General features: G+C 62.3%; 20 protein-coding genes, 1 tRNA gene and 1 pseudogene. 7 read left to right on the top strand and 15 right to left on the bottom strand.

Annotation, left to right across the window (positions count from 1 at the left end; genetic code table 11):
• Positions 1-72: 72 nt before the first annotated feature.
• Positions 73-1,128, top strand: a complete 1,056-nt coding sequence (locus tag ACSH0F_RS13380; protein ID WP_435203602.1) for an isoaspartyl peptidase/L-asparaginase family protein — start codon at positions 73-75, stop codon at positions 1,126-1,128.
• Between the two features lie 127 nt (positions 1,129-1,255).
• Here ACSH0F_RS13380 and ACSH0F_RS13375 read toward each other — a convergent pair whose 3' ends face one another.
• Both ACSH0F_RS13375 and ACSH0F_RS13370 read right to left on the bottom strand, forming a co-directional pair.
• A complete protein-coding gene (locus tag ACSH0F_RS13375; protein ID WP_435203600.1) occupies positions 1,256-2,347 on the bottom strand; it encodes an OmpA family protein in 1,092 nt (363 codons plus the stop codon).
• A gap of 158 nt (positions 2,348-2,505) precedes the next feature.
• The gene (locus tag ACSH0F_RS13370; protein ID WP_435203598.1) at positions 2,506-3,399 is read right to left on the bottom strand and encodes a prephenate dehydratase; all 894 of its coding nucleotides are present in this window, start codon (positions 3,397-3,399) and stop codon (positions 2,506-2,508) included.
• Between the two features lie 131 nt (positions 3,400-3,530).
• Here ACSH0F_RS13370 and ACSH0F_RS13365 point away from each other — a divergent pair, with 131 nt between their 5' ends.
• On the top strand, positions 3,531-4,238 hold the full coding sequence (locus ACSH0F_RS13365; RefSeq protein ID WP_278328975.1) for a c-type cytochrome: 708 nt from the start codon (positions 3,531-3,533) through the stop codon (positions 4,236-4,238).
• 76 nt (positions 4,239-4,314) lie between these two features.
• Here ACSH0F_RS13365 and ACSH0F_RS13360 read toward each other — a convergent pair whose 3' ends face one another.
• Positions 4,315-4,974: an RlmE family RNA methyltransferase gene (locus ACSH0F_RS13360; protein WP_435203596.1), complete on the bottom strand. Its 660-nt coding sequence runs from the start codon at positions 4,972-4,974 to the stop codon at positions 4,315-4,317.
• 205 nt (positions 4,975-5,179) lie between these two features.
• A complete protein-coding gene (locus ACSH0F_RS13355) occupies positions 5,180-6,388 on the bottom strand; it encodes a Ppx/GppA phosphatase family protein (protein WP_435203594.1) in 1,209 nt (402 codons plus the stop codon).
• A 193-nt stretch (positions 6,389-6,581) separates the two neighbouring features.
• On the opposite strand from ACSH0F_RS13355, the gene ACSH0F_RS13350 reads away from it, so the two are divergent.
• Positions 6,582-6,655 (top strand) — tRNA-Gln (locus ACSH0F_RS13350).
• Positions 6,656-7,308: 653 nt separating this feature from the next.
• Here ACSH0F_RS13350 and ACSH0F_RS13345 read toward each other — a convergent pair.
• The 8 genes and pseudogenes from ACSH0F_RS13345 to ACSH0F_RS13310 all read right to left on the bottom strand — a co-directional run.
• Positions 7,309-7,553, bottom strand: a pseudogene (locus tag ACSH0F_RS13345) (YHS domain-containing protein); the annotation flags it as partial.
• Between the two features lie 12 nt (positions 7,554-7,565).
• Positions 7,566-9,104, bottom strand: a complete 1,539-nt coding sequence (locus ACSH0F_RS13340) for a multicopper oxidase family protein (RefSeq protein WP_435203592.1) — start codon at positions 9,102-9,104, stop codon at positions 7,566-7,568.
• A gap of 173 nt (positions 9,105-9,277) precedes the next feature.
• Positions 9,278-9,661, bottom strand: a complete 384-nt coding sequence (locus ACSH0F_RS13335; RefSeq protein ID WP_435203590.1) for a copper-binding protein — start codon at positions 9,659-9,661, stop codon at positions 9,278-9,280.
• Entirely contained in the window at positions 9,640-12,807 is a 3,168-nt protein-coding gene (locus tag ACSH0F_RS13330; protein ID WP_435203588.1) for an efflux RND transporter permease subunit, read from the bottom strand. Before ACSH0F_RS13330 ends, ACSH0F_RS13335 begins: the two co-directional genes overlap by 22 nt.
• Entirely contained in the window at positions 12,804-14,321 is a 1,518-nt protein-coding gene (locus tag ACSH0F_RS13325; RefSeq protein WP_435203586.1) for an efflux RND transporter periplasmic adaptor subunit, read from the bottom strand. Before ACSH0F_RS13325 ends, ACSH0F_RS13330 begins: the two co-directional genes overlap by 4 nt.
• Entirely contained in the window at positions 14,318-15,553 is a 1,236-nt protein-coding gene (locus ACSH0F_RS13320; RefSeq protein ID WP_435203584.1) for a TolC family protein, read from the bottom strand. The genes ACSH0F_RS13325 and ACSH0F_RS13320 overlap by 4 nt, the downstream gene beginning before the upstream one ends.
• A 117-nt stretch (positions 15,554-15,670) precedes the next feature.
• Entirely contained in the window at positions 15,671-16,021 is a 351-nt protein-coding gene (locus ACSH0F_RS13315; RefSeq protein WP_063612670.1) for a hypothetical protein, read from the bottom strand.
• 113 nt (positions 16,022-16,134) lie between these two features.
• A complete protein-coding gene (locus ACSH0F_RS13310; protein ID WP_435203581.1) occupies positions 16,135-16,578 on the bottom strand; it encodes a CBS domain-containing protein in 444 nt (147 codons plus the stop codon).
• A gap of 346 nt (positions 16,579-16,924) precedes the next feature.
• On the opposite strand from ACSH0F_RS13310, the gene ACSH0F_RS13305 reads away from it, so the two are divergent.
• The 3 genes from ACSH0F_RS13305 to ACSH0F_RS13295 all read left to right on the top strand — a co-directional run bounded on the left by ACSH0F_RS13305 (position 16,925) and on the right by ACSH0F_RS13295 (position 20,009).
• Positions 16,925-17,887, top strand: coding sequence for an NAD-dependent epimerase/dehydratase family protein (locus tag ACSH0F_RS13305; RefSeq protein WP_435203579.1), 963 nt, complete (start codon positions 16,925-16,927; stop codon positions 17,885-17,887).
• A 177-nt stretch (positions 17,888-18,064) separates the two neighbouring features.
• The gene (locus tag ACSH0F_RS13300) at positions 18,065-19,465 is read left to right on the top strand and encodes a vitamin K epoxide reductase family protein (protein ID WP_435203577.1); all 1,401 of its coding nucleotides are present in this window, start codon (positions 18,065-18,067) and stop codon (positions 19,463-19,465) included.
• Between the two features lie 106 nt (positions 19,466-19,571).
• Complete coding sequence (locus ACSH0F_RS13295) at positions 19,572-20,009, top strand: hypothetical protein (RefSeq protein ID WP_435203575.1); 438 nt, start codon at positions 19,572-19,574, stop codon at positions 20,007-20,009.
• A gap of 189 nt (positions 20,010-20,198) precedes the next feature.
• On the opposite strand, the gene ACSH0F_RS13290 is transcribed toward ACSH0F_RS13295, so the two are convergent.
• The 3 genes from ACSH0F_RS13290 to ACSH0F_RS13280 all read right to left on the bottom strand — a co-directional run bounded on the left by ACSH0F_RS13290 (position 20,199) and on the right by ACSH0F_RS13280 (position 23,750).
• Entirely contained in the window at positions 20,199-22,157 is a 1,959-nt protein-coding gene (locus tag ACSH0F_RS13290; RefSeq protein ID WP_435203573.1) for an FTR1 family protein, read from the bottom strand.
• A 250-nt stretch (positions 22,158-22,407) separates the two neighbouring features.
• Complete coding sequence (locus tag ACSH0F_RS13285; RefSeq protein WP_435203571.1) at positions 22,408-23,046, bottom strand: cation transporter; 639 nt, start codon at positions 23,044-23,046, stop codon at positions 22,408-22,410.
• Positions 23,043-23,750 carry a class I SAM-dependent methyltransferase gene (locus ACSH0F_RS13280; RefSeq protein ID WP_435203569.1) on the bottom strand — a complete coding sequence of 236 codons (708 nt, stop codon included), beginning with the start codon at positions 23,748-23,750 and terminating at the stop codon, positions 23,043-23,045. Before ACSH0F_RS13280 ends, ACSH0F_RS13285 begins: the two co-directional genes overlap by 4 nt.
• 69 nt (positions 23,751-23,819) lie before the next feature.
• Here ACSH0F_RS13280 and ACSH0F_RS13275 point away from each other — a divergent pair, with 69 nt between their 5' ends.
• Positions 23,820-24,227: a MerR family transcriptional regulator gene (locus ACSH0F_RS13275; RefSeq protein ID WP_435203567.1), complete on the top strand. Its 408-nt coding sequence runs from the start codon at positions 23,820-23,822 to the stop codon at positions 24,225-24,227.
• Positions 24,228-24,233: the final 6 nt, after the last annotated feature.

Raw genomic sequence — 24,233 nt, 5'->3', positions numbered from 1 at the left:
TAACATGTTGGCGCATCTTTACAAAGTCGCAGGCTCTGGCGGGTGGACAACTCTACATGCTAAGCCGGTGCGATGCACAGACTGACCAGAGCCGTCACCGGCGCCGCCGCCCTCTTCGCCATTGCCGTCGCTGCACCCGCCGGCGCGGAGGAGGAAGGACCGCGCTGGTCGATCGCCATCCATGGCGGGGCGGGGACCATTCGGCGCGAGGACATGACGGCAGAGCGCGACGCGGCCTATCGCGCCGCCCTGCAGGCCGCGCTAGATGCCGGATCGAAGGTGCTGGCCGAGGGCGGCAGCGCGCTCGATGCGATCCAGGCGGCAATCCTGCTGATGGAGGACGATCCGAAATTCAATGCCGGGCGCGGCGCGGTCTATACGTGGGAGGGCGAGCACGAGCTCGACGCCTCGATCATGGACGGGCGGGACCGCGATGCCGGCGCGGTTGCTGGCGTGACCGGCATCCGCCACCCGATCCTGCTCGCGCGCAAGGTCATGACCGATAGCCCGCATGTTATGCTGGCTGGCGAAGGCGCGGAGCAGTTCGCTGCCGAGCAGGGTCTCGAGACGATGCCGCCCGAATGGTTCGATACTGACGCGCGGCGCGAGGCGCTCGAGCGGATGAAGGCGGACAAGCTTTCCGCGCTCGATGTCGATATCAAGTTCGGCACGGTCGGCGCAGTTGCGCTGGACCAGGACGGCAACATGGCCGCGGGCACTTCGACCGGCGGGATGACCGGCAAGCGCTGGGGCCGCATCGGCGATGCGCCGATCATCGGGGCGGGCACCTATGCCGACAATCGCGCGTGCGCGGTCTCGGCGACGGGATGGGGCGAGTTCTTCATCCGCGTGGGGGTGGCGAAGGATATTTGCACGCGATTGATGTACCGCTCGCAAATCCGCGGTGGAGCGCCGTTCGATGAAGGCGTCGAACTGACCGACGCTGAAAGCCAGCAGGAGATCGACGCGGTAATAGCGGATGTCGGCCAGCTTGGAGGAGACGGCGGCGTGATTGTCGTAACGCCCGAGGCCCACGCGCTCTATTCGATGAATACCGCAGGGATGTATCGCGGTCGGGCGACCAGCACTGGCGATCGCGAGGTCGCTATCTACGCCGACGAAGAATAGCGCGTCTGCCGGTTAGCCCGGTAGCGGGCAGTCAGACCGCAAGCAGCGTTGCGACAGAGCCACAAAAAAGGGGACCGGATCGCTCCGGCCCCCTCTCGGTGTTTTCGCTTTGGGGCGAAAACCCAGATTACATGCCCGAACCCGGACCGTAGGTGATTTCCACCCGGCGGTTCTGCAGTTCGCGAACACCGTCTGCGGTCGGAACGCGGAGCTGGTTCTCACCGAACGCTTCGCTGGTGATCCGTCCACCCGGTACGCCGCGGCTGGTCAGGTAGTCGCGAACCGAGTCGTTACGACGTTCTGCCAGACCCATGTTGTAGGTCGCCGAACCCGAGGTGTCGGTGTGACCTGCCAGCATGACTGCTGCCGTGCCGCAGTTGGTGTAAGCCGATACCGCATTGTCGAGGATCGATGCCGCTTCCGGCGTGATCGTCGATTCGTCCCAGTTGAAGAAGACGATATACGGACCCGTCGCACAGGGTGCTTCCGGCGGCGGGGGCGGCGGCGGAGGCGGGGGCGGCGGGGGAGGCGGCGGCGGGGGCGGCGGAGGCGGCGGCGGGGTCGCGCCACCGAAGTTGAACGCGATCGAACCGAGCACCGAGTGGGTCGTGAAGTCGCCCTTCCACGCGCTGGAGCCGTTCTCACCGCCAGCCGTGAAATCGTCGATGTGATAGTAGCGATAACGCAGCGCGACATCGATCGTGTCGGTCAGCGGAGCGCGCACGCCGGCGATGCCCTGCCATGCGAACTCCCAGTCGCTGCCGTCGATTACCGGAGCAGCGGCGAGCGTCAGGCGCGGGTCGATCTTCGCGGCACCGCCACCGACGCCGAAGAAGAACTGGACGCCATCGTCCGGGCCGAAGTCCGCGAGGATGTTACCCATGAAGCTGAGCGTGGAGACGTCTCCGTCGATAAGACCACCGTCGAAGGTGGCGCCACCGGCCTGAAGGGCGTCGAAGTCGGTGTTACGATATGCAGCTTCGACTTCCGTGCGGAACTGGCCGAAGTCGTGGCCGACGATGATCGCACCATCGTAACCGAAGTCGTCCGGCTCGAGCGTGGCCGGCGTGCCTGTGTTCGGAGAAATCTCACGAACGTCGATATCTTCAGCGATCAGCGGGCCGAAACCGAGTTCGACATAGGTCTGTCCATCACGAGCGATGGCAGGCGTGGCGAGTGCTGTGGAGCAGATCGCCGCAACAATTATTGGCTTGCGCATAGTGAATCCCTCATCATTATTCGAACGAATAAATGCGAGAAGGAAAAGGACCTAAGAGGAAAAAGTTCCCGTTTATTTTCAGAATCTGCATGTTTTTCGTTCGATCCGTCGAACTTCAGAAACGACTCGCCGAACGATTCTCGCTCGGCAGGCTTCCGTTAGCCGCGCTTCCTTGCTTGGGGGTAGCTCCCGAGCAGGCGGACCTGGTTCGTCTGGAAGGCAAGCTCTTCCAGAGCGGTATCGACGCGCGGATCGCCCGGAACCCCCTCTATGTCGGCAAAAAACTGGGTGGCGGCGAAGCTGGCGCCCTTCTGGTAGCTTTCCAGCTTGGTCATATTGACGCCGTTGGTCGCGAAACAGCCCAGCGCTTTGTAGAGCGCGGCCGGGATGTTCTTCACCTCGAAAATGAAGGTAGTCACCGCCGGTGTCCCGACCAGCGACGCGGCGTCTAGCGGCTCTTTCGCAAGCACCACGAAGCGAGTGGTGTTATCGTGCGCGTCCTCGACCTCGTCCTCAATGATCTTCAGGCCGTAGAGATCGGCCGCCAGCGGCGGGGCGAGCGCGGCGATGAAAGGGTTGCCGCTTTCCGCCACGAAGGCGGCCGCGCCGGCTGTGTCGGCATGGCTGAGGCCCACGATCTCGCGTTCGGCCAAAAACTGGCGCGACTGTCCAAGCGCCTGCGGGTGGCTGTAGGCGGCCTCGAACGGCCCGTCGCCCAGCGCCATGAGCGCGTGGGTAATGCGCATGAAATGCTCCGCGACGATTTTGAGGCCGCTTTCGGGGAGCAGGAAGTGGATATCGGCCACGCGCCCGTGCTGCGAATTCTCGATCGGGATCATTGCGCAGCCCGCACGACCGCTGTCGACCGCTTCCAGCGCATCTTCGAAGCTGAAACAAGGTAGCGGCAGCGCCACGGGCGCGAACTGCATCGCCGCCTGGTGCGAATTCGATCCGGGTGCCCCGCCGAAAGCAATAGCGCGCATCGGATCACCCGCCGCAGCGGACCGCATGGAATCGACCATCTCTAGAGCAGGCTTGGCAAATTGGCGCATCGCGCGGCGTTACGGGTGGCCCACGCGCGGTTCAAGAGCTATTGCACGAAGCGCACTTGCGCGCGCCCGCTTGCTTCACTAGAGCGGCGCGCAACCATCGAACCAACAGATTTTTCGCAGGCAAGCACTCAATGGACGATCGTTTCAACACCGCCGCCGGCTGGGTCCTTTTCGCCGGTATCGTCGCGCTCGGCAGCTCGATCGCATCGGGCATGTATTTCCATGCGGACAGCGGCGAACTGCCAGAGGGCGCGGAGCCTGGCTATTTCGTGCAGGGCGAGGAAACCGATGCGGGCGCGGATGCGGGGCCGGATCTCGGCACACTTCTGGCCAACGCCGATGCGGCTGCGGGCGAGGCGGTCTTCGCCAAATGCACCGCCTGCCATACGATCGAACAGGGCGGCGCCAATGGCATCGGCCCGAATCTCTATGGCACGATGGGCAAGGCTATCGCTGGCCATGCGGGCTTCGCCTATTCCAGTGCCTTGTCCGAAAAGGGCGGCCAGTGGACCTGGGAGAACATGAACGAGTGGCTCACCAGCCCGCGCGCTTTCGCTAGCGGCACCAAGATGAGCTTCGCCGGCCTGTCCAAGCCTGAAGATCGCGCCAATGTGATGGAATATATGTCCACCTTCGGCGGCGCGCCTGCCAAGCCTGCACCCGCAGCTCCCGAAGTCGAGAGCGAAGACGTTGCCGGCGAAGCGCCAGGCGCAGGTCCGGGCGCGGTCGAAGGCGAACCCGCCGATCCCGCGCAGGCGGCTGGCGCCATGAGTGCCGATCAGCCGGTGCCTGCCGCGAACGCCGGTGGGGACAATGAAGGGGCGACCAAGATCGACTAGGCGCCAGCTTCGTATTTGATGAGAAAAGGCCTCGCTTCGGCGGGGCCTTTTCGTTTGCGGTCGATTGGTCTTGACCCTAGCCTTTAAAGCCCTGGGCGATGACGTACCATTCGCTGGAGCCCTTGCGGCTGGCGGGAGGCTTGGCATGCTTCACCGTCTTGAAGTGCTTTTTCAGCAAGGTCAGCAGGTCATTGTCGGTCCCGCCGGCCAGAACCTTGGCCAGATACGTCCCGCCCGGCGCAAGGTTCTCGATCGCGAACCAGGCTCCGGCTTCGACCAGGCCCATGGTGCGAAGGTGATCGGTCTGTTTATGGCCCACCGTATTGGCGGCCATGTCGCTCATCACCAGCTCGGCCTTGCCGCCCAGCGCCTCTTCCAGAACGCGCGGGGCATCGTCGTCCATGAAGTCCATCTGGAAGATTTCGACGCCCTCGATCGGCTCTACTTCGAGCAGGTCGATGCCCACGATCAGTGCCTTTGGCTTGCGCTTGCGCACCACCTGGCTCCAGCCACCGGGCGCGATACCGAGATCGACAACGCGGGTTACGCCATTCAGCAGGCCGTATTTCTCGTCCAGTTCGATCAGCTTGTAGGCTGCGCGGCTGCGATATCCTTCCGCCTTCGCCTGCTTGACGTAAGGATCGTTGAGCTGGCGCTGCAGCCAGCGGGTCGAGCTCGCCGTGCGTTTCTTCGCCGTGCGAACCCGCGTCTCGCGATCCTTGCCGGAGCGGGCCATTATATTTTTCCCTTTGCGTGCGTGCCGGACATCCGTCCGGCCCTTGCGGCACCGGCCCACTCCCCCACCCGGCCACCCAAACAGTATAGTGCCGTGGGTGGCCGGGTGGGGGAGTGGGCCGGTGCCGCAAGGAAAGCGCGGATGCGCTTTCCGCACCCGACAAACACGCCACGACCCGCCGCCTCGCTAATGAATTGCGAACTTCTCACACATCCTGCTCCCGCATCTTCTGCATGGCGGCGCGGCTTCGTTCGCCATCGGCGTCGGCGGCGATCAGGCTGCGCAGGATGCCTTCGCGAATGCCGCGATCCGCCACGCCGAGCTGGACCGAAGGCCAGATGTCGAGGATCGATTCCAGGATCGCGCAGCCCGCGATCACGAGATTGGCGCGATCGTCGCCGATGCAGGGCAGCTGGCGGCGGTCGGCCTCGCTCATGCGCGAGAGGCGCGCGGAAATGTCGCGCATCGCCTGCGAGGGCAAGATAAGCCCGTCGACGGCGCGGCGATCGTATTGCGGCAGTTCGAGATGCAGGCTCGCGAGCGTGGTGACCGTACCACTCGTGCCGAGCAGACGGATACCCTCGTTCGAGCGCGTATGCTCGCCGATCCGCTCGGCAAAACTGCGGAAGCTACGAGCAACCGTCCGGCGCATTTCGCGATAGCGCTCCAGCCGGCCTTCCTCGCTGCCGTCGGACGGCCCGACCGTATCGGTCAGCGAAACGACGCCCCACGGCACGCTCAACCAGTCGAGGATGCGCGGGACCGGGCCGCCGGGTTCGACGAGAACCAGCTCGGTCGAACCGCCGCCGATATCGAAGATGATCGCGGGACCGTTCCCGTCTTCGAGAAGGACATGGCAGCCGAGCACCGCCAGCCGCGCCTCTTCCTGCGCGGAAATGATGTCGAGGACGATGCCGGTTTCCGCTTTCACTCGCTCGATGAACTTAGGGCCATTCGCGGCGCGGCGGCAGGCTTCGGTCGCGACCGAACGGGCCAGGCGGACATTGCGCCGGCGCAGCTTTTCCGCGCAGACTTGCAGCGCGGCGAGCGTGCGGTCCATCGCCTCATCCGACAGCCTTCCGCTGGCAGCCAGCCCTTCGCCCAGCCGGACGACCCGGCTGAATGCATCGATGACCGTGAAATCCGCCCCACTCGGCCGCGCAATCAGCAGGCGGCAGTTGTTGGTACCTAGGTCGAGCGCGGCATAGGCTTGGCGGTGGTGCGTGTTCGGTCCGGCATTTGCGGTCGGCCCGCATCCGGCTGTGCCTTTGCGCGGTGCACGGGGGCGAGCTTCGCCTCTCGTCTGGTCGGGCCGGGCGGGGCGCTTGTAGCGGAAATCGGCTACCTTGCCGGACTTGTCGCCCCGTTTGCGTCCTGGCCCCCTTGTAATGTCCGGCGGAGGACTGTCCGCCATGATAAGGAGCTTTCTTCTTTTTTCTTCCCACACCAACCATCGGGCGCGGGGACTTGAGGCCGATGCTAGCCGTGAAGCGCGAAGGGGGCAAGAGGGGCCGCCGGAGCGGGGTTGACCTCGGCAGGCGGCGAAACTAGATGGCCCACCTCTCCCGCGCGCAGCACGCGATTCTGCGCGGCCCGGTGAGCGCCGATGCCCCGTCGTCTAATGGTAAGACTACGGACTCTGACTCCGTCAATTGAGGTTCGAATCCTCACGGGGCATCCATTTTTTTTCTAACAATAACAGCTAGTTAAGTGGGCAGTGACCTCGTTACTCGTGCTGCACAACGCTGCGCAGTTAACGCCTTGTAATTTCAGCGATTACCATCTGGTCCCGGCTGCTCCATGCAGCAAGGATGCAGCATGAAACAGGCGTCAAAGAAGCTCGGTTCGGAAGCATTGAGACATATTTTATGGCAATTGGCTGTGCGCATTTGCGCGAATTGAATGGCAGAGCTCGTGCGGGGCTGGCATCCCAATTTGTCAGTCGACGCCGGAAGGAACAATCTGCTCCGTGGAGGGGCGGAGACAGTGATAGTCCGCTAAGCGCCCCCCATCCGGGCATTTGGGAACTAATCGCAATCGCCCGAAAGCGGAAACCCTTAAGGGAGACCCGTCTTGGAGTTAGAAGCTCGAGGCGTACACTGCTTGGTGGGGGTGTTGGCGCTGCCGAAGCTGCGCTTCAACGTGATGCCGAAGTTCAGATGGCGGTTTCGCTCACGAAACTCTCTAGCGGTTGATCCGGGCACAGCTCGGGAAAAACATCAACCGTTCCCGTTGGTTTGACGTATCGAAGAGATTGTCGATATCGATTGCTATGGCTGTTCGTGGATCGGGGCGCTATTCAATAAAATACCTCTCCGAATGGCCCTCCGTTGAACGTATCTCGGGATGCATCGGGCAGGTGTAAATCATGCCGGTCGGCAAGTCCTCCACCGCGTCGAGATGCGCTCGTGAGAGATAAAGCTCGGGATCAATCTCGAATTTGTCGAGACAGCGCGATGAACAGGAATAATGCTCAGAGCCCTCGTGGCGGGCCTCTGTTTGGCGCCCTCGACCGTAACGCGCATACCGCAGACCGGATCGTTCGCTGTGCCCTTAATGACGCTGTCCTCCTTGCTCATGCGAACTCCTTTCTAGCTCTTCACCACGACGAACTGTCCCATCATGCCTGCGTCCTCGTGTTCGAGAATGTGGCAGTGATACATGTAAGGCAGGTCCGGATCGTTATGTTCCGCGAAGCGCAGGAGCACGCGCACCTGCTCGCGCGGATTGACGACGACCGTATCCTTGAATCCCGTTTCCAGCGGCGGCGGCGTGCGGCCGCCGCGATCGATCACGCGAAACTGCGCATTATGGATATGAAAGGGATGGGCCATCATCGAGGCATTGGCGATCTCCCAAATCTCCCACTGGTCGACGGGCACCCGCTGGTTGATGACATTCATGTCCATGTTGGCACCATTTATAGACATCCCGCCGCCCCTCATTCCCATATCGAGCACGAACCGCCGGGTTCGCACTGCAAGTGAAGGGTTGAGTGCTGGGAGCGCGGCAAGCTGCGGCGAAAGAATCCTTCGCGGCGAGGAGCCGGCGGGTCTGATATCGAGGGCGCGGAACGGCTCGTCCATCCGGGCATCGTCGCGCCGTCGGCCCATACCGCCTCCCATCATACCGCCGCCGTCGCCTCCCATCATGCCCATCGAATTGTCCGGACTGGTCGCCACAAGGCTGAGTGGGCGCCCTTCGGAAAGATCGACGAGGATCTGCGCCCGCTCACCCGGTGCGAGCCTGAGCGAGCGGACCGCATGCGGGCGATCCAGCAAGCCGCTATCGCTCGCGATGAGCTCCATGGTCTGACCACCGGACAGCGAGAAATCGTAGAAGCGTGCGTTCGATCCATTGAGGATCCGCAAGCGTAACTGACCGCTCCGAGCGTCAAACACCGCGTTTTGCGTGCCATTGACGTAGATACGATCCCCGCGCACGCCCATCATTTGCGCGTGCATGTTCTGCGGATAGTGGATCCTGCCGGAACTATCGAGCAAGCGGTCCTGAACAATAAGCGGAATGTCATCGACGCCATATTCGCTCGGCAGATCCAGCGCCTCTTCTTCGTCATCACGGACATAGATCGGTGCGGCAAGACCAGCATAGACCTGCGGTCCTGTGCCGCGATGCAGGTGCGAATGATACCAGTAGAGCGAGGCGCGCTGGCGCACTTCGAAAGACGGGCTCCAGCGGGCGCCGGGGCGGATCAGCTGGTGCGGCCCGCCGTCCGCAGCGGCGGGAAGTTCGAACCCGTGCCAGTGGACGGTGGCTCCCTCGTCCAGACCGTTGTCGACATGCAACCGGACGCGCTCGCCGCGGCGCATCTCCAATGTCGGACCGAGATAAGGCGCGTTCACTCCGATCGTAGGCGAAGCGACTCCGGGAGCGAATTCCTTCTGCCCAGCGGATATTGACAGTCGAAAGACCCGCTCGCCTTGTTCGACAATTCCCTGATCGAGCTTCGGAATGGCGAGCGGATTCGCGCCGGCTCCATCGGCGCTAAACAGCGAATTTCGTGCTTCGCAAGCAGACAAGGGAAGAGCCACAAGGCCGGTCGCCGCTGCGCCGGCCCGTCGCAGTAATGCGCGTCGATTGAGACCCGATGCCTTCGCCCACTGGTCCATCTTACCTGCCCCGGAGATATTTGATCAGTGCAGCGATGCCCAACACCATGAGGATGGTCAGCAATAAGCAGAACAGGCCCATGATCCCCATCATGGCCGCTGGCATGTCACCGTTCATCATCGTACTTCTCCTATTGTGCCGACCCCGAAAATGATCCGGGGCCGGTTCACAATTACTTCTTGGTGATCGAAGTGATCGTGTTGCCGCCTTCGCCGGTTGTGAAGTCGAACGAGATCGTGTCGCCAACCGCCACGTCCTGACGCAGCTGTTCGTCGGCTTGGAACCCCATCGTCATGGCGGGCCATTCGATCGCGGGGACAGCGCCGTGATCGACTGTGATCGTTCCCGCATCGGCGTCGATGGCGGTGACGATCCCTTCGGCGCTGGCGGTCCGTATCGCGCCATCCGATCCCATCATCGGCATGTCGCTATCGTCCATCGGCATCTGAACGTCTGCCATGGCCGTGTCGTCCATCGCTTCGGTATCGTCGCCCGAGTCGCACGCGGCGAGAGCCAGCGGCGCTGCCAATAGGGTCACGAGGGTTGTAATACGCATTCTTCTTCTCCTTCGAGGGGTTTGGACCGTTTGGCCCTGGGCCGCCGCATCATCAGAAAGGCGGCGGGAAGTACGAACATTGAAAGCAGCGGGGCGGTGATCATCCCGCCGATCATCGGGGCCGCGATACGGCTCATCACCTCGGATCCGGCGCCAGTGCCGATCAGGATCGGAAAAAGTCCAGCGAGGATCACGGCGACGGTCATCGCCTTGGGCCGGACGCGGAGCAGCGCGCCTTCGCGGATGGCTGCCGATACCTCCTCGGCATCGAGATCGCCCTCCCGCCGTTCCAGCGCGGCCTTCAGGTAGATCAGCATGACCACGCCGAACTCCGCTGACACGCCTGCCAGCGCAATGAACCCGACGGCGGTGGCGACGGATTGGTTGTATCCCATCAGGTAAAGTAACCAAAACCCGCCGGTCAGCGCGAATGGCAGCGTGCCCATGATCAGCAGCGCCTCGTCGAAGCGGCGGAAGATCAGGTAAAGTAGCAGGAAAATGATCGCCAGCGTCGCCGGCACGACGATCTTCAGCCGTTCGTAGGCGCGGGTCAGATATTCGAACTGCCCGGCATAGGACAGACTAACGCCGGCGGGCAGATCGACCTCCGCCCCGATCGCTTCCTGCAACTCGCCCACCACCGAGGTGAGGTCGCGACCACGTACATCGACATAGACATAGCTGGTCGGTCGGCCCTGCTCGCTCTTGAGCATGGGCGGACCGCTGGTCACACGAACATCCGCCACCGTGCCAAGCGTGATCTGCTGTCCCGCAGGGGTCAGGACCAGAAGATTGCGCAGCTCATCGACGCTGTCGCGGATCTCGCGCGGATAGCGGACATTGACCGGATAGCGGGCCAGCCCCTCCACCGTGCGCGCGACATTCGCTCCGCCGATCGCGCCCGACACGATCTGCTGCACATCGGCAATGTTGAGCCCATAGCGAGCCGCTTCCAGGCGATTGATATCAACATCGACATAGCGCCCGCCTGAAAGCCTTTCAGCGAGCGCCGAACTGACGCCTGGCACTTGCTTGGCAATCTGTTCGACATGAAGCGCCACGCGTTCGATCTCGCCCAGATCCTCGCCAGAGACCTTGACCCCGATCGGGCTTTTGATGCCTGTCGCGAGCATGTCGATGCGGTTGCGGATCGGGGGTACCCAGACATTGGCGAGGCCCGGGACACGGACTACCCGGTCGAGCTCCTCGACCAGCTTGTCAGGCGTCATCCCTTCGCGCCATTCCTCACGCGGCTTGAAGCTGATCGTCGTCTCGAACATCGTCAGCGGCGCGGGATCGGTGGCCGTATCAGCGCGGCCCGCCTTGCCGAAAACGGTGTCGACTTCTGGCACCGTCTTGATCAGGCGGTCGGTCCGCTGGAGCAGAACCGATGCCTCACCCGGCGAAAGTCCGGGAAGCGCGCTCGGCATATAGAGCAGGTCGCCTTCATCGAGAGGAGGCAGGAATTCGCCGCCCAGCCGCGTGAAGGGTACCAACGTCGTCGCAAAGATCAGTCCGGCAATGACCAGCGTCGCTTTCGGACGCCGCATTACCCAGTCGAGCCCCGGCCGATAGGCACGGGTCAGCGCCTTGTTGATCGGATTGCTGTCTTCCCGCGGTATCTTGCCCCGGATCAGCCATCCCATCAGCACTGGAACCAGCGTGACCGACAGGATCGCCGCCGCCGCCATCGCATAGGTCTTGGTGAAGGCCAGCGGAGCAAAGAGCCGCCCTTCCTGCGCCTGCAAAGTGAAGACCGGCAGGAAGGACAAGGTGATGATCAGAAGGCTGAAAAACAGCGCCGGACCCACTTCCTTCGATGCGTCTGCGACGATCCGCCAGCGCTCCTCACCCGACATGACCGTATCGGGATTGTCCTCGGTCCAGCGCTCGATGTGCTTGTGCGCGTTTTCGATCATCACCACCGCCGCATCGACCATCGCGCCGATCGCGATGGCAATGCCCCCGAGCGACATGATGTTGGCGTTCACTCCCTGGAAGCGCATCACCAGAAAGGCTGCCAGAACGCCCAGCGGCAAGGTGACCACGGCGACCAGGGCAGAGCGGGCGTGCCACAGGAACAACAGGCACACGAGCGCGACGACGATGAATTCCTCGATCAGCTTGGTGGTGAGGTTATCGACCGAAGCGTCAATTAGCTGCGAACGGTCATAGGTGGTGACTATCTCGACCCCGTCGGGCAGGCTCGCGCGCAGCTGTTCGAGCTTTGCCTCCACCGCCTCGATCGCGCCGCGCGCGTCGGCGCCTTGCCGCAGAATGACGATGCCGCCCGCGACTTCGCCCTGGCCGTTCAGCTCGGCGATACCGCGGCGCAGTTCGGGGCCGATCTGGACATTGGCGACATCGCCAAGCGTCACCGGCACGCCTCCCGCTTCGGCGCGCAGAGGGATCGAGCGGAAATCATCGAGGCTGCCGAGATAACCCGACGAACGCACCATGAATTCCGCTTCGCCCATCTCGACGATGGACCCGCCTGCCTCCTGGTTGCCCGCCTGGATCGCGCTCACGATTTGGCCGTGGGTCACTCCGAAGGAGGCCATACGGTAGGGGTCGAGAACGATCTGGTACTGCTTGACCATGCCGCCCACACTGGCGACCTCGGCGATCCCAGGTATAGTCTTCAGCTCGTAGCGCAGGAACCAATCCTGAAGGCTGCGCAGTCCGGCCAGATCGTGCCCGCCGCCCCGGTCGACCAAGGCGTATTCGTAGATCCATCCCACCCCGGTCGCGTCAGGGCCGAGCGTGCTCTCGACGCCTTCGGGCAAGCGGTTCTGGACCTGGTTGAGGTATTCGAGCACGCGCGAGCGCGCCCAATACAGATCGGTCCCGTCCTCGAAGATCACATAGACATAGCTGTCGCCGAAAAACGAATAGCCACGCACGGTCTTCGCCCCCGGCACAGAGAGCATCGTCGTCGCCAGCGGATAGGTGACCTGATCCTCCACGATACGCGGGGCCTGCCCGGCATAGTTCGAGCGGATGACAACCTGCACGTCCGACAGATCGGGCAGCGCATCGACCGGGGTGGTCCGCACTGCCCAGAAGCCGGCGAGCGCCAGACCGATCGCCGCCAGAACCACGAAAAGGCGATTGGCAATCGAACTGCCGATGATCCGCGCGATCATTGGTCGGTCTTCCGGATCGAGACGATTCGAGGTCCGCTGTTTGCCTGAACGAAGGTAAAGGTCACCCGGTCGCCGCGTTGGAAACCGCGAACCTGGGCCGGACCTTCAGTGGCAAAACCCATCGTCATGGCTGGCCATTCCAGAGCTTCGACCGGCCCGTGCCGCAAGGTAATGCTGCGGGAAGTGATGCGTTCGATCGTACCTGTGGCTCGATAGGTGCGCGGCTCGTCCGCATCCGCCTGCGCCTGTGCGCCTTCTTCACCGGCAGCCGTCGGTGCATCATCGATGGGACGCACATCGATACCCGCAAGGCTGGCTTCGGAATCGAGCAGGAACTGGCCGGAGGTAACCACCTCCTCGCCTGCCGCGAGGCCCGCGAGAACTTCGGTGCGGCCGCCTGCTTCTCGCCCGATCCGGACTTCGACAGGTCGGTATCCTCCGCTTTCCTGAGTGATCATCACCAGCGTGCGTTCGCCGGTGCGGATCACGGCCTCCGACGGGATGAGCAATGCTTCACGCCGTTCAGGAGCGATCGTGACCTGCGCAAACATGCCCGGTTTCAGGCGAAGGCCGGGGTTGGGCATCGCCGCGCGCACGGTAATCGTCCGGCTTGCCTCCTGTGCACTCGGCAGGATGGCAATGATCCGCCCTGCAAATCGCTCGCCAGGAAAAGCGGTGAGCGTCGCGCTTACCGGCTGTCCCACGCGGGCGCTTCCCGCAAGGGCCTCGGGCACAGCGGCCTCGAGCCAGATCGGACTGTAGCCGCTGATTTCGGCGAGGCTTTGCCCCGCCATGACGGTCATGCCCGGCCTTACACCGAGCGAGGTAATCGCGCCCGATTGCGGCGCGGTGACGGTGATCGTCGATTGGGGTCTCCCGCTTCGAGCCACCGAGGAGATCACGCCTTCCGGCATCCCGAGCAATCGAAGGCGCTGGCGGGCTGCACTGGTAAGCGCCGCGTCGCCAGTGGCCGCCACGGCAAGAAATTCCTGCTGGGCGCCGCCCCATTCGGGCACCAGCAAATCGACGACCGGCGCGCCTCTTGAGATCAGATCCTGCGGGGCGTGGCCGTATGTTCGCTGAACATAGCCGCCCGCGCGTGGCTGGACGATCGCTACCTCGCTGCCATTGTAGGCAAGCGTGCCGGTCACCGTCGTTTCCGGTTCCAGCACGCCGTATTCGGCCTCGGCAGTGCGGATCCCGAAGTTCTGGACCATTCCGGAATCGATGCTGACCCCTTCGCCAGCCTGCGCATCGCCGCCCGCGCATTTGGGAACCAGCTGCATGTCCATGAATGGCGACTTGCCCGGCTCGTCGAAGCGCTGATCCGGCACCATCGGATCGTACCAGTAGAGCACTTCTTCGCAGCCGGCATCGGCAGCGGCGTCACCGCCATCGCTGCCGCCGCCGAGCATCGACAGACCGTAGCCAGCCCCCAGGCTGATCAGGGCTATACCCGCCGCCGCTGCATAAGAACGCTGGCGCGGCGAAAGACGTTCGAACACGGCTTTCATGGCCTGTCCTCCCCATATGTAAGTCGTAGAGTTGCAGCGGCTTCGACAGCCATCTGTTCGCGTTCGAGAATCTCGAGTTCGAGCAATGCCAGCGCAGATTTGGCCGCGATCACTTCAACGAGGTCGGCGCGTCCAGCAGCGAAGCTGGCGGTTTCTAGGTCGGCACGGTCGCGCGCGAGCGGGAGAAGCTGGTCACGCGCACGTTCCCATTGCTGTAGCGCGCTGCGCCATTCAGCAAGATCGGTTTCGAACCGGGCCCTGATCGCCCTCAGGCGGTCGACGCGCTCGGCCGAGGCGGCAGCAGCGTCTGCTTCGGCCGCCGCGATGCGCGGATTCTGCCGCCTGTCAGTGAAGATTGGCAAAGTGACCGATCCCATGACCGATACGACACTGCCAAAATCGGGATTACGGTGTCCATAAGTCACGCTGACGCCGAAATCAGGTCGCTTTTCAGCGCGTGCCAGATCGGCTGCAGCTTCGGCACGTCGCTGCTCGGTATCCGCCAGACGCAATTCCGGATTGGCCTCCAACGCGAACCGAAGCTCTTCCGGGTCCACGGTAACTTGGGGAGCGCCCCCCGCAGCGACGGGCTCGCTTCCGGCGATATATCGCTGCAGCCGGGCACGCGCGGCTGCGCGCGCGGCCTCGATCCGGGTAATGGCATCCTCGATTTCGAGAAGCTCGCGCCGGATCGCAAGGCTTTCGGCAGGTCTGGCCGATCCCGAAGCGACGGCACTGACTGCGACCGGAACGAAGTCCCTTAAGCTGTCCAGAGAGTCGCGCGCAAGAGCGAGGCGCTGCTGAGCATAATACAGGCCAATCCAAGCCGTCCCGGCCTCGGCGAGGATGGAACGTTCGGACAAGCCAAGACGGGCTTCGGCAATACCGATTTCGGATCCGGCAAGGCCGTATCGTGCTCGCCGCCTGGCAAGATTGGGAATTTCCTGCTCGATGCCCACCGCGAGCTGCGTCGGCAATTGCGCATACGGATTAAATGCAGCGGGTCCGGTGACCGGCAAGTTCATCACGCCTGCACGAACGCGTGGATCGGGCAATTCGTCCGCTGCGTCCGCAGCATCGCGCCTCGCCTGTACACGCAAAGCGCCCGCTTCAAGCATGGGCTGTTCCGCCCGCGCCGCCGCAAGGGTTTCTTCATAGCCGACCGACTGCGCTTGGGCAGCCTGCGCGACCAGCAGGGCCGAAAACGGCACCCAACCAATTCGCCAGTTCATAAATCTCACTCGTGCAGAGCGAGCTGACGACATAACATGCCGCACCGGCGAAGACCGGTTCGTGCGGCTGCATCGTTCGTCAGTCTCGCAAAAGTCGCAACGCGCCTTCAGGGAAAACTAGACGGTGAGGATTGGTTTTGGAGGAGGCGATTCCGGTCGCGGTGGATCTGTTTCAAACCACGGGGCCGCAGAAACAAGGTAGCTCGGTACCAAACGAAGGGGCGCACCCTCCATTTCAGTCGCATTCGACAGAGCCAGAGGCGGCAAGCAATTCATGGCAATCACGCAATCGAGCGTCATGCTGGAACATGGTCCTGCCGGATCGGTGGATGTATCGTTATCGGCCATCTCGGCACAGTCGCTCATCTCCGCCGCCTCGATCTGAGGAAGGGCTGCCGCATTCGCTCCAACCTGGACAAAGAGTCCGAAGCCAAAAAGGATCAAGGTCAAGGTACGAATGAACTTCACCGGCCCGAGATAGTCGGGGGCGAGGCGATTGGCAAGTAACGAGCGATTGCGGACGGGGACCGATCAGATCGCCCCGTCCGCTTTATCCGCGTAAAATCAATAGTCTTGTGCGACTAGCAGCATCCCGCCGAAGCTGGCTCCGAACTGGCCTTCGATACCTCGCGCACGAGGTCGCCGGTTTCCTTCTCGGCTGCACTTCTGGCGATATCGGCCTGCGCAACGATGCCGCAACATTTGCCCTCGTCATCGACCACTGGAAGCCGGCGAACCTGATTGTCTTCCATCTTGGCGCAGCATTCATCGACACTCGCATTGACGCTGACAGTGACAGGTGACGACGTCATCACTTCCTCCACGCTTTGATCGGAGGAATAGCCTTTGGCAACACACCGGCAGGCGATGTCCCTGTCAGTCACCACACCTACCAAAGCGCCGGAATCGTCGACAACGGGGATTTGGCCGCAATCATTATCGACCATCAGTAAAGCTGCCTCTTGCACGGTGCTCGATGGATTGCAGCATGCGGGGTTCGATGTCATTACGTCTTGGGCCTTCATGTCGCCTCCTACTCTTCGAAAATTGTAGTTTGATATGACAGAACTACGGTCTCCCCTTACCATGTGTTCCTATTTCAAAGCCGAGTCGTTGGTCTTTCGCGCTGGTCCGTATTATCGGCTGCCGAGGAAACCCGAGGCTCGGCAGGAAGGGTGCCGTTAGTTAAATCCAATGCCCGCTCGCTGCGGAAATTGCTCTCGATGTGAGGGAAATCGATCGTTATTTCGTAACACGGAGAAGGACTGCGTTTTCCCGCACGCTTTCGGGTTGGAAACTCTGTTAGATTGAGGTTTTTAGGCACCGCTCAAGGGTCGTGAGGTCGTTCAAAGTCGAAGCAAGGATCATATCTTGACTGACAACTCCGATAAACCTGTCGTGATCGTTACTGGCTCGAGCGGCTATATCGGCTCAGCCATCGTAAAGAAGCTTGCAGCGAGATACCGCGTGATCGGATTCGACCGCGACGCCGCTCCCCATCCCCCGGCAGAGGCCGAATGCGTCTGTGTCGATGTCACCGACCAGGCGAGCATCGATGCCGCCTTCGAACGCGTTCGAACCGCCTATGGCAAAAGGATCGCCTCCTTCGTCCACCTTGCTGCCTATTTCGATCTTACCGGTAAACCGAACCCCAAATATGACGCGGTGACGGTCAAGGGAACCGGTCGATTGCTCGACGCACTTCAGGATTTCGAAATCGACCAGTTCGTGTTCGTGAGCACGATGCTGGCCCATGCCCCCATCAAGGGCGGCGGGCTGATCGACGAGACCTCGCCGCTGGACACGGATCTGCCCTACCGCGAATCGAAGGTCCGCACCGAGCAGTTGATCCGCGAGAAGCGCGGCGACATCAATGCGGTCTTCGTGCGGCCTGCGGGCGTATACGACGATGAAGGCCATTCGGCGTTTCTGGCACAGCAGGTCGCGCGAATTTACGAGAAGCGGCCGAGCGCCCGCGTCTATCCCGGTGACCTCGACACCGGACAGCCATATTTGCACCTTGAGGATTTGCTCGACGGGATCGAGCGCATCGTCGACCGGCGGAGCGAGCTTCCCAGTGAATGGCCGGTTCTTCTCGGCGAAGATGACGTGATGTCCTATGGCGAACTGCAAAAGTCGCTTGGACGCCTGATCCACGATGAGGACTGGACGACGCGCACGGTGCCGAAGGGCCTCGCTAAGACCGGCGCCTGGGTCGAAAACGAAGTGCTTGGCGAAGAGGCTTTCATCCGGCCGTGGATGGTGGACATTTCGGACGACCACTACGAACTCGATCTCAGCAATGCGCGGGAAAGGCTGGACTGGACGCCGTAGCACAGGCTGAGGACCGCCCTCCCGCGGATCGTCGAAGGTCTGAAAGCCGATCCGCCCGCCTGGTACGCTGAGAACAAGCTCAATGCCGCGCGGGTGGCCGGTAGCCATTTCGATGAAGCCGATGAGGCAGAGCCTGCTCCGCTTAGCGAAGACGCTCTGGCGGAGCACTCCGGTCAAATGCGCAAGATGCATTTCAACATGCTCTGGGTTCATTGGTTCACGATGTTGCTCGGCCTCTGGCCCGCGACCACACCGTTTGTCTTCGGGACCTTCGACCAAAACGAATTTGCCACTGCGGTCACGCGCATAACCGAGGATCGCGATCTCTGGGATCCTGCGCTACGAAGCTGGCTGACAGCCTGGAACGATGTCGTGAGCGGCGTGCCGATCATGATCTTCGCGGCCATTTCCCTTTCGCCGCGCGGAGGCTGGGCTCAATGGGCGAACACGTGTATCGGCATCTGGCTGCTCGGCGCCCCGCTGGTATTCTGGACGCCCGATGCCGCCGTCTATGCCAACGATACCTTTATCGGCGCGCTGGTGATCGCCTTTACCATCCTTGTACCGATGATGCCGGGAATGGCGCCCGAAGGGATGATGGACGACAGCGACGTACCGCCGGGCTGGACCTATTCGCCTTCCACCTATGTCCAGCGGATGCCGATCATTATCCTCGGTGCCGTCGGCTTCTTCCTTTCGCGCATTCTCACTGCGTACCAGCTGGGCCATATCGACGGGGTTTGGGAGCCGTTCTTCGCATCCCCAAGCGCGCTCAATGGCACCGAATACATCATCACTTCCGATGTCTCCAAGGCCTGGCCGGTGGCCGATGGCGGCATCGGTGCGATGAGCTACATGTTCGAGATCCTGATGGGAGTCATGGGCGGAAGGGCCCGCTGGCGGACCATGCCCTGGATGGTGACGCTGTTCGGCATCGTCGTCGTGCCCCTTGGCGTGATCAGCATTTACTTCATCATTATCCAGCCGATCATGATCGGCACCTATTGCACGATTTGCCTGATGGCGGCCGCCGCGATGCTGATCATGATACCTTATTCGCTCGACGAGCTGGTCGCGATGGGCCAGTTCCTGGTTCTCAACACGCGGCGCGGCCGACCGTTCTGGCGCTCCTTTTTCCGCGGCGACGCGCTTCCGGGCGGCAGCAAGGACAAACATCCCGGCTTCGATGCGCCGTTCGCGGCGAGCCTCGGTACGGCGGCGCGCGGGGTCACGGTCCCCTGGACATTGGCCATCAGTGTGCTGATCGGCGCTTTTCTGATGTTATCAAGGCTCGTTCTCGGCACAGAACCGCCTCTGGCCGACAGCGACCATGTGGTGGGGGCGCTCGTCATCACGGTTGCCGTGATAACGATGGCGGAAGTCGCAAGACCGCTGCGTTTTCTGAACGTAGCGTTTGGTCTCTGGCTGATGGCGGCTCCCTGGCTGATGGACGGAAGCACCAGCATCACGAGCGACATCTTTGGTACTGTGCTCGGAGCTTTGCTGATAGGATTGAGCCTGCCGAGAGGCCGCCGGAGCGACGAGCATTACGGGAGCTGGGATCGCTTCGTCGTTTAAGATGCTTGTACGAGCAGCACAGGGACCGGGGATCGAACTCTCGGGCACTTTAGAACTTGAACAGGAGACACTGGCTCTGGACCGCAGCACTCGAGATACAAAACGAATGACCTGGCGCGGCGAGCATCCCGCTCTTTGGTTGGCGATATTCGGAGTGCTCATCGCGTTTGCGTGGGAAATGCTGCAGCTTCCCTTCTATGAGAGCGGCGATCTTGATCCTGCTCAAGCGGCACGCCGCTGCGGTCTTGCAGCGCTGGGCGATGCCGGAATCATGGTGGGAGCGTATCTCGGCGCTTCGATCGGCAGCGGAAAGACTCCCTGGCTGCTCGCGTGGCCGGTTTCCCGCTTCATTGCCTATCTGAGCATTGGCCTCAGCGTCACGGTGGCGATTGAGATGCTGGCCGTTCGAAGCGACTGGGGGTGGACCTACAGTCCGGCCATGCCGCTCATGCCCATCGTAAATATCGGTGCGGTCCCGGTGGCCATGTGGATCATCGTTCCTACCGTGGCGCTGTGGATGACGCGCAGGATGGGAGCGAACTAGAGATTTAAGCGACGTTTTTTCGTTTTTTGCAACGCGCCAACCCATGGCCGCTGCACGCCGCATCAGAGGAAGCTCATCGCGACACGGCGCCGATCCAAAGTAATCGTTCGCGCGACAAGCCTGCGCGCGCAGATTAGCACCCGCCAAGCTCGCACCGATGTGCCGAGCGCCGCCATTCCATCTTCTTGACTAGGCTTGCATTGCGGCAGCTCTTCGCTGGCCTCCGCTGCTCCGAAACCCGAAAAACAGGATTCCGGCGGTGATCACCTGCGCAGCAATCGGTTCGACGGCAGGATAGATCCCAATCAAATCGACCCGTGGGAGACCTTCGAGGAGGGTTACGCCCAGCATTCCCGCTTCTTGAAGCGCACCGATACCTTTGCCGGCCAGCACAACGGCGAGGACCGCGATCAGCCACGCACTGTACCTGAAGAACTGTGTGATCGGGAGCTTCCGGCTGTAGCGGAGCATGACCCAGGCGACGACCGCGAGCACCACGAGCGCCGACAGCGCGCCTGCGAGGACGGTCCCGCTGTTCTGAGGATTCCACAAGGCCGTATAGAACAGTATCGTCTCGAACACCTCGCGGTAGACAACCACGAACGCAAGACCGAACAGGAACCAGGCAGACCGGCGCGAAAGAGCCTTGCCCATCTTTTCCTGGATGTACCGCCGCCACTCGTCGGCCTGGCTTTTCCCATGCATCCAGATGCCGACCGAGACGAGCACCACAGCCGCCAGTAGCGCGCCAAACCCTTCGGTAAGCTCACGGCTGGCGCCGCTTATGGTCACGAAGTAGGTCGCAACGGCCCAGGTGACCACACCGGCGAGCAGGGCAGCAATCCACCCACCGTGGACGTAGGGCATGACCTCGGTTCGCTCCGACTTCCGGACAAACGCGATCATGGCGATCACCACCAGCAGCGCCTCGAGCCCCTCGCGCAGCAGGATCGTGAAGGCGCCGAGGAACGTCGAAATGTCTGTCGCCGCTTCGGGCGACAAGGCGGTCTCCGCCCGGTCCAGCAGTGGATCCATCTCCATGAGCTCGCTGCGTAGGTCCGCCGGTCGAACACCCGAGTTGATGCTCGCGCGAAAGCCGCTAAGCGCTTGCTCAACCCGCATCATCAGATCTCCGTCCCGAGTGGACAGAACCGCCTCAAGCGGTTCGAACCCATCGAGATAGGCGGAAAGGGCAAGCTCGTTGGCCTGTGCGCGGTCCCCCCGCTCGTATGCCGCAAGGCTTTCGCGCAGTTTGTTACGCACAAAATCCAGTGACCCCGAGCCTTCGGCGGTTGCTACGATCTGCGGATTGGCTCGCAAGTAAGCCATGACGGCAAATGCCCGGTCCTCCCCGATCTGCTGCGCCAACGCCGCTGGTGTCAAGGCGACCAGCGCTTCGAGATCAGGTACGAGACGGCGGATCTCGGCGTTCTCCTCCCAGAGGCGCTGGCCTTCTGCTTCGTGCGGGAAGGCTATGCCGCCAGCGTAGAGAGCCAGCGCCCATCGGTCCTGATCCGGGAGGGAAGCAAAGCTCGGCATGGTCGTGCCTTCAAGACCCTGGGTGATGACCTGGTAGAGCCCGAACGCGCTGCGCTCCCGCGCGCGCTCCTGATCGGTGAAGTCGATCGGCGGGGGATCGATGTCCATCAGCTGCGACGGCGGAGACTCGCCAGCCGATCCGTGGCACGCGGCGCAGTTCTGGGCGAACAAAGTTGTTGCCCGCGTCAGGTCAGGCGCCTCGTTGGGGGCGAGCGGGACCGGGTGTTCCGCGAGCAGGGCGGCGGCAAGACCACGCGCCAGTTGTGCGACTTCGCCGGCCGGCCGCTTTGCCGTAATGGCTTCCCTCAATTCTCTGGCGCGTTCCTGGAGATTGCTTTTGTTTTGGGTGGCCGGAAGGCTGCCGATCCGCTCGGCGACCGACGCAGAGAACTCGATCATTTCGTCATATTCGAACTGGTTGGACACCTTACCGTCGGTAACCGCTGCCCCATAGTCGACAGCCACATAGTCGAGCATTCGCCAGGTAGTCGCAACTCCGGGTGCACCAGCGCGCGCTGCGCCAGAAGCCACAACGCTTAGGAGGAGAACAACGATGAGGAGAAGCACTCGGCCATTGCGGCCCCAGAAAGGCAAACTGCGATCGGACATGGAAAGCTCTTATAAACGATGCGACTGATAATCAATTGCAAAAGGGCGGCCAGAGCCAAGGTCACGCAGCTGCGGTCCAGGCGGCGCGGCTCGGTATGCGAGCTGTTCGCCAAAGTCCCGGCGCGGTCGCTATCGACGGCTTATAACTGTCGAATTCGCATGGTTGTTGGTACGCAACACTTGCTGTTGCACGTGTCGCAGCGCTGACGAGCCGCAGGTTCAGGCTCCGCCGCGAAGTGTCTTCTGCGCATCAACGTTCCTCCGCAAGCTCCCGTCTGGCGCCACGGATGATCTCCCAGGCCGAGTGAAGAAAGACGATGGCGATGATGGCTGCGACGACGAGATCGGGCCAAGCGCTCTCCAGCCAGTAGACCAGGCCGGCGGCTATGACGACCGCGACATTGTTGATCGCATCGTTGCGCGAGAACAGCCAAATTGCTCGCGCCTGGGCATCGCCGCTGTCCCGGAAGCGGGCCAGGACGAGAGCAGCCGTGACGTTTACAGCCAGAGCCGCGATCCCGATGCCGCCCATCAGCTCCGCTTCGGGCGGGATGGCGTTCATCGCGCGCCATGCGGCCATCCCGAGCACCCATACACCGAGCAACGCGAGGAATAGGCCTTGGGTGAGCGCAACCTTGGCGCGCGTGGACGCGGACCAGACCAGCGCGAGCAGCCCGATAAAGGTGATCGACCCGTCGCCCAGGAAATCGAGCGAATCCGCCTTCAGCGCCTGGCTGTTCGCAAGAAAGCCGCCAAACAGTTCAATGATCCCGAACCCGGCATTGAGGATGACGACGATCCAGAGTGCGCGGCGATAGGCGGGATCGACGGCAGCTCTATTGGTGTCGCCGTGGCAGCCGCAGCCGGTTTCTCCTTTCGATTCTGTCATGACGCCTCTCTAGAACCTCCAGTCACTGGAGGAGCAAGCCTGTTTTGCAACGCCGGTGCTACTTCGAGGCGAAACAGGCTTATCTCCCCCGTCGGCGTGCGGACGACCCGGCGCGGGCGGCCGCTGCCAGGCTCGAGATCAGCGAGGATCGCTTCCATTGCTCCGCGAGCGTTCGGCTCTGTGTTCTCAAACCCGTCCAGGCGCTGCACCAAGCCGAACAATGCGCGCATCAGTCTGAAGCGCTGTCGCGCATAGTCGGCGATATGGACTTCGCCGCCGGATCTTACCGCACCGACCATGGCTGCGATCCCGCGCCTCTTCTCCTCCATCGGCACTTGATGGAAGACAAGGCTCGAGACAACCTTTGTGAAGGGGTCGCCATATCGATCCGCTTCATGCACGAACTCCTGTCGCCACTCGATCTCGACGCCCGCTTGACATGCCTTGCCGGCGGCGATCTCCAGCACCGCGGGATCCGGATCTAGTCCGACAACTCGCGCGTTCGGCACCGCCTCCTTGACGAGCAAAGCGAACGTCCCGGTGCCGCAGCCGACGTCCAGGATCACATCGTCCCCGGAGGGAGCGAGCTGGTCGAGCAGGGCTGAGCGCCATGTCTTTTCGCGCGTGAGCATTCTGACGGCGAGATCGTATGCGCCGGTCAGTTGCGGCCAGCCCAGTGCCGGCGTGAAGTTCGTGGGGTCCATTCGGGCTTCCTGACGATTGACTCAAGAAGGCACAGAATACACCCTCCAGTCACTGGAGGATCAGGACTTATGGCGATGCTGATGATCGGCGAGCTGGCGAGGCGCACTGGCGTCAAGGTCAACACAATCCGCTTTTACGAGGATATCGCCTTGATGCCGAAGGCGGCGCGTACCGATTCCGGTCGCCGCACCTATAGCGAAGCGGATGTAAAGCGCCTGACGTTCATACGGAACGGGCGTGACCTTGGTTTTTCAACGGAGGAGCTGAAGTCACTGATTGCTCTCACGGAGCACCCGGACCTTGATTGCGGAGCGGCGGCTGCGATCGCACGCCGTCATCTTCTCGCTGTAGAAGCGAGGATATCTCGTCTGATGCTGATGCGGCGTGAGCTGGAGAGAGTGGCCGCCAACTGCGAGGGCGGCCGCATGGCCGATTGCCAGATCATTGGTGCCATCGCGCAGGCCCCATCACATTGAGCAACG

Source organism: Qipengyuania sp. 902, assembly GCF_051195295.1.
GTDB lineage: Bacteria > Pseudomonadota > Alphaproteobacteria > Sphingomonadales > Sphingomonadaceae > Qipengyuania.
The sequence above is the reverse complement of the archived record's forward strand: the minus strand, read 5'-3'. Positions and strand labels throughout refer to the sequence as shown.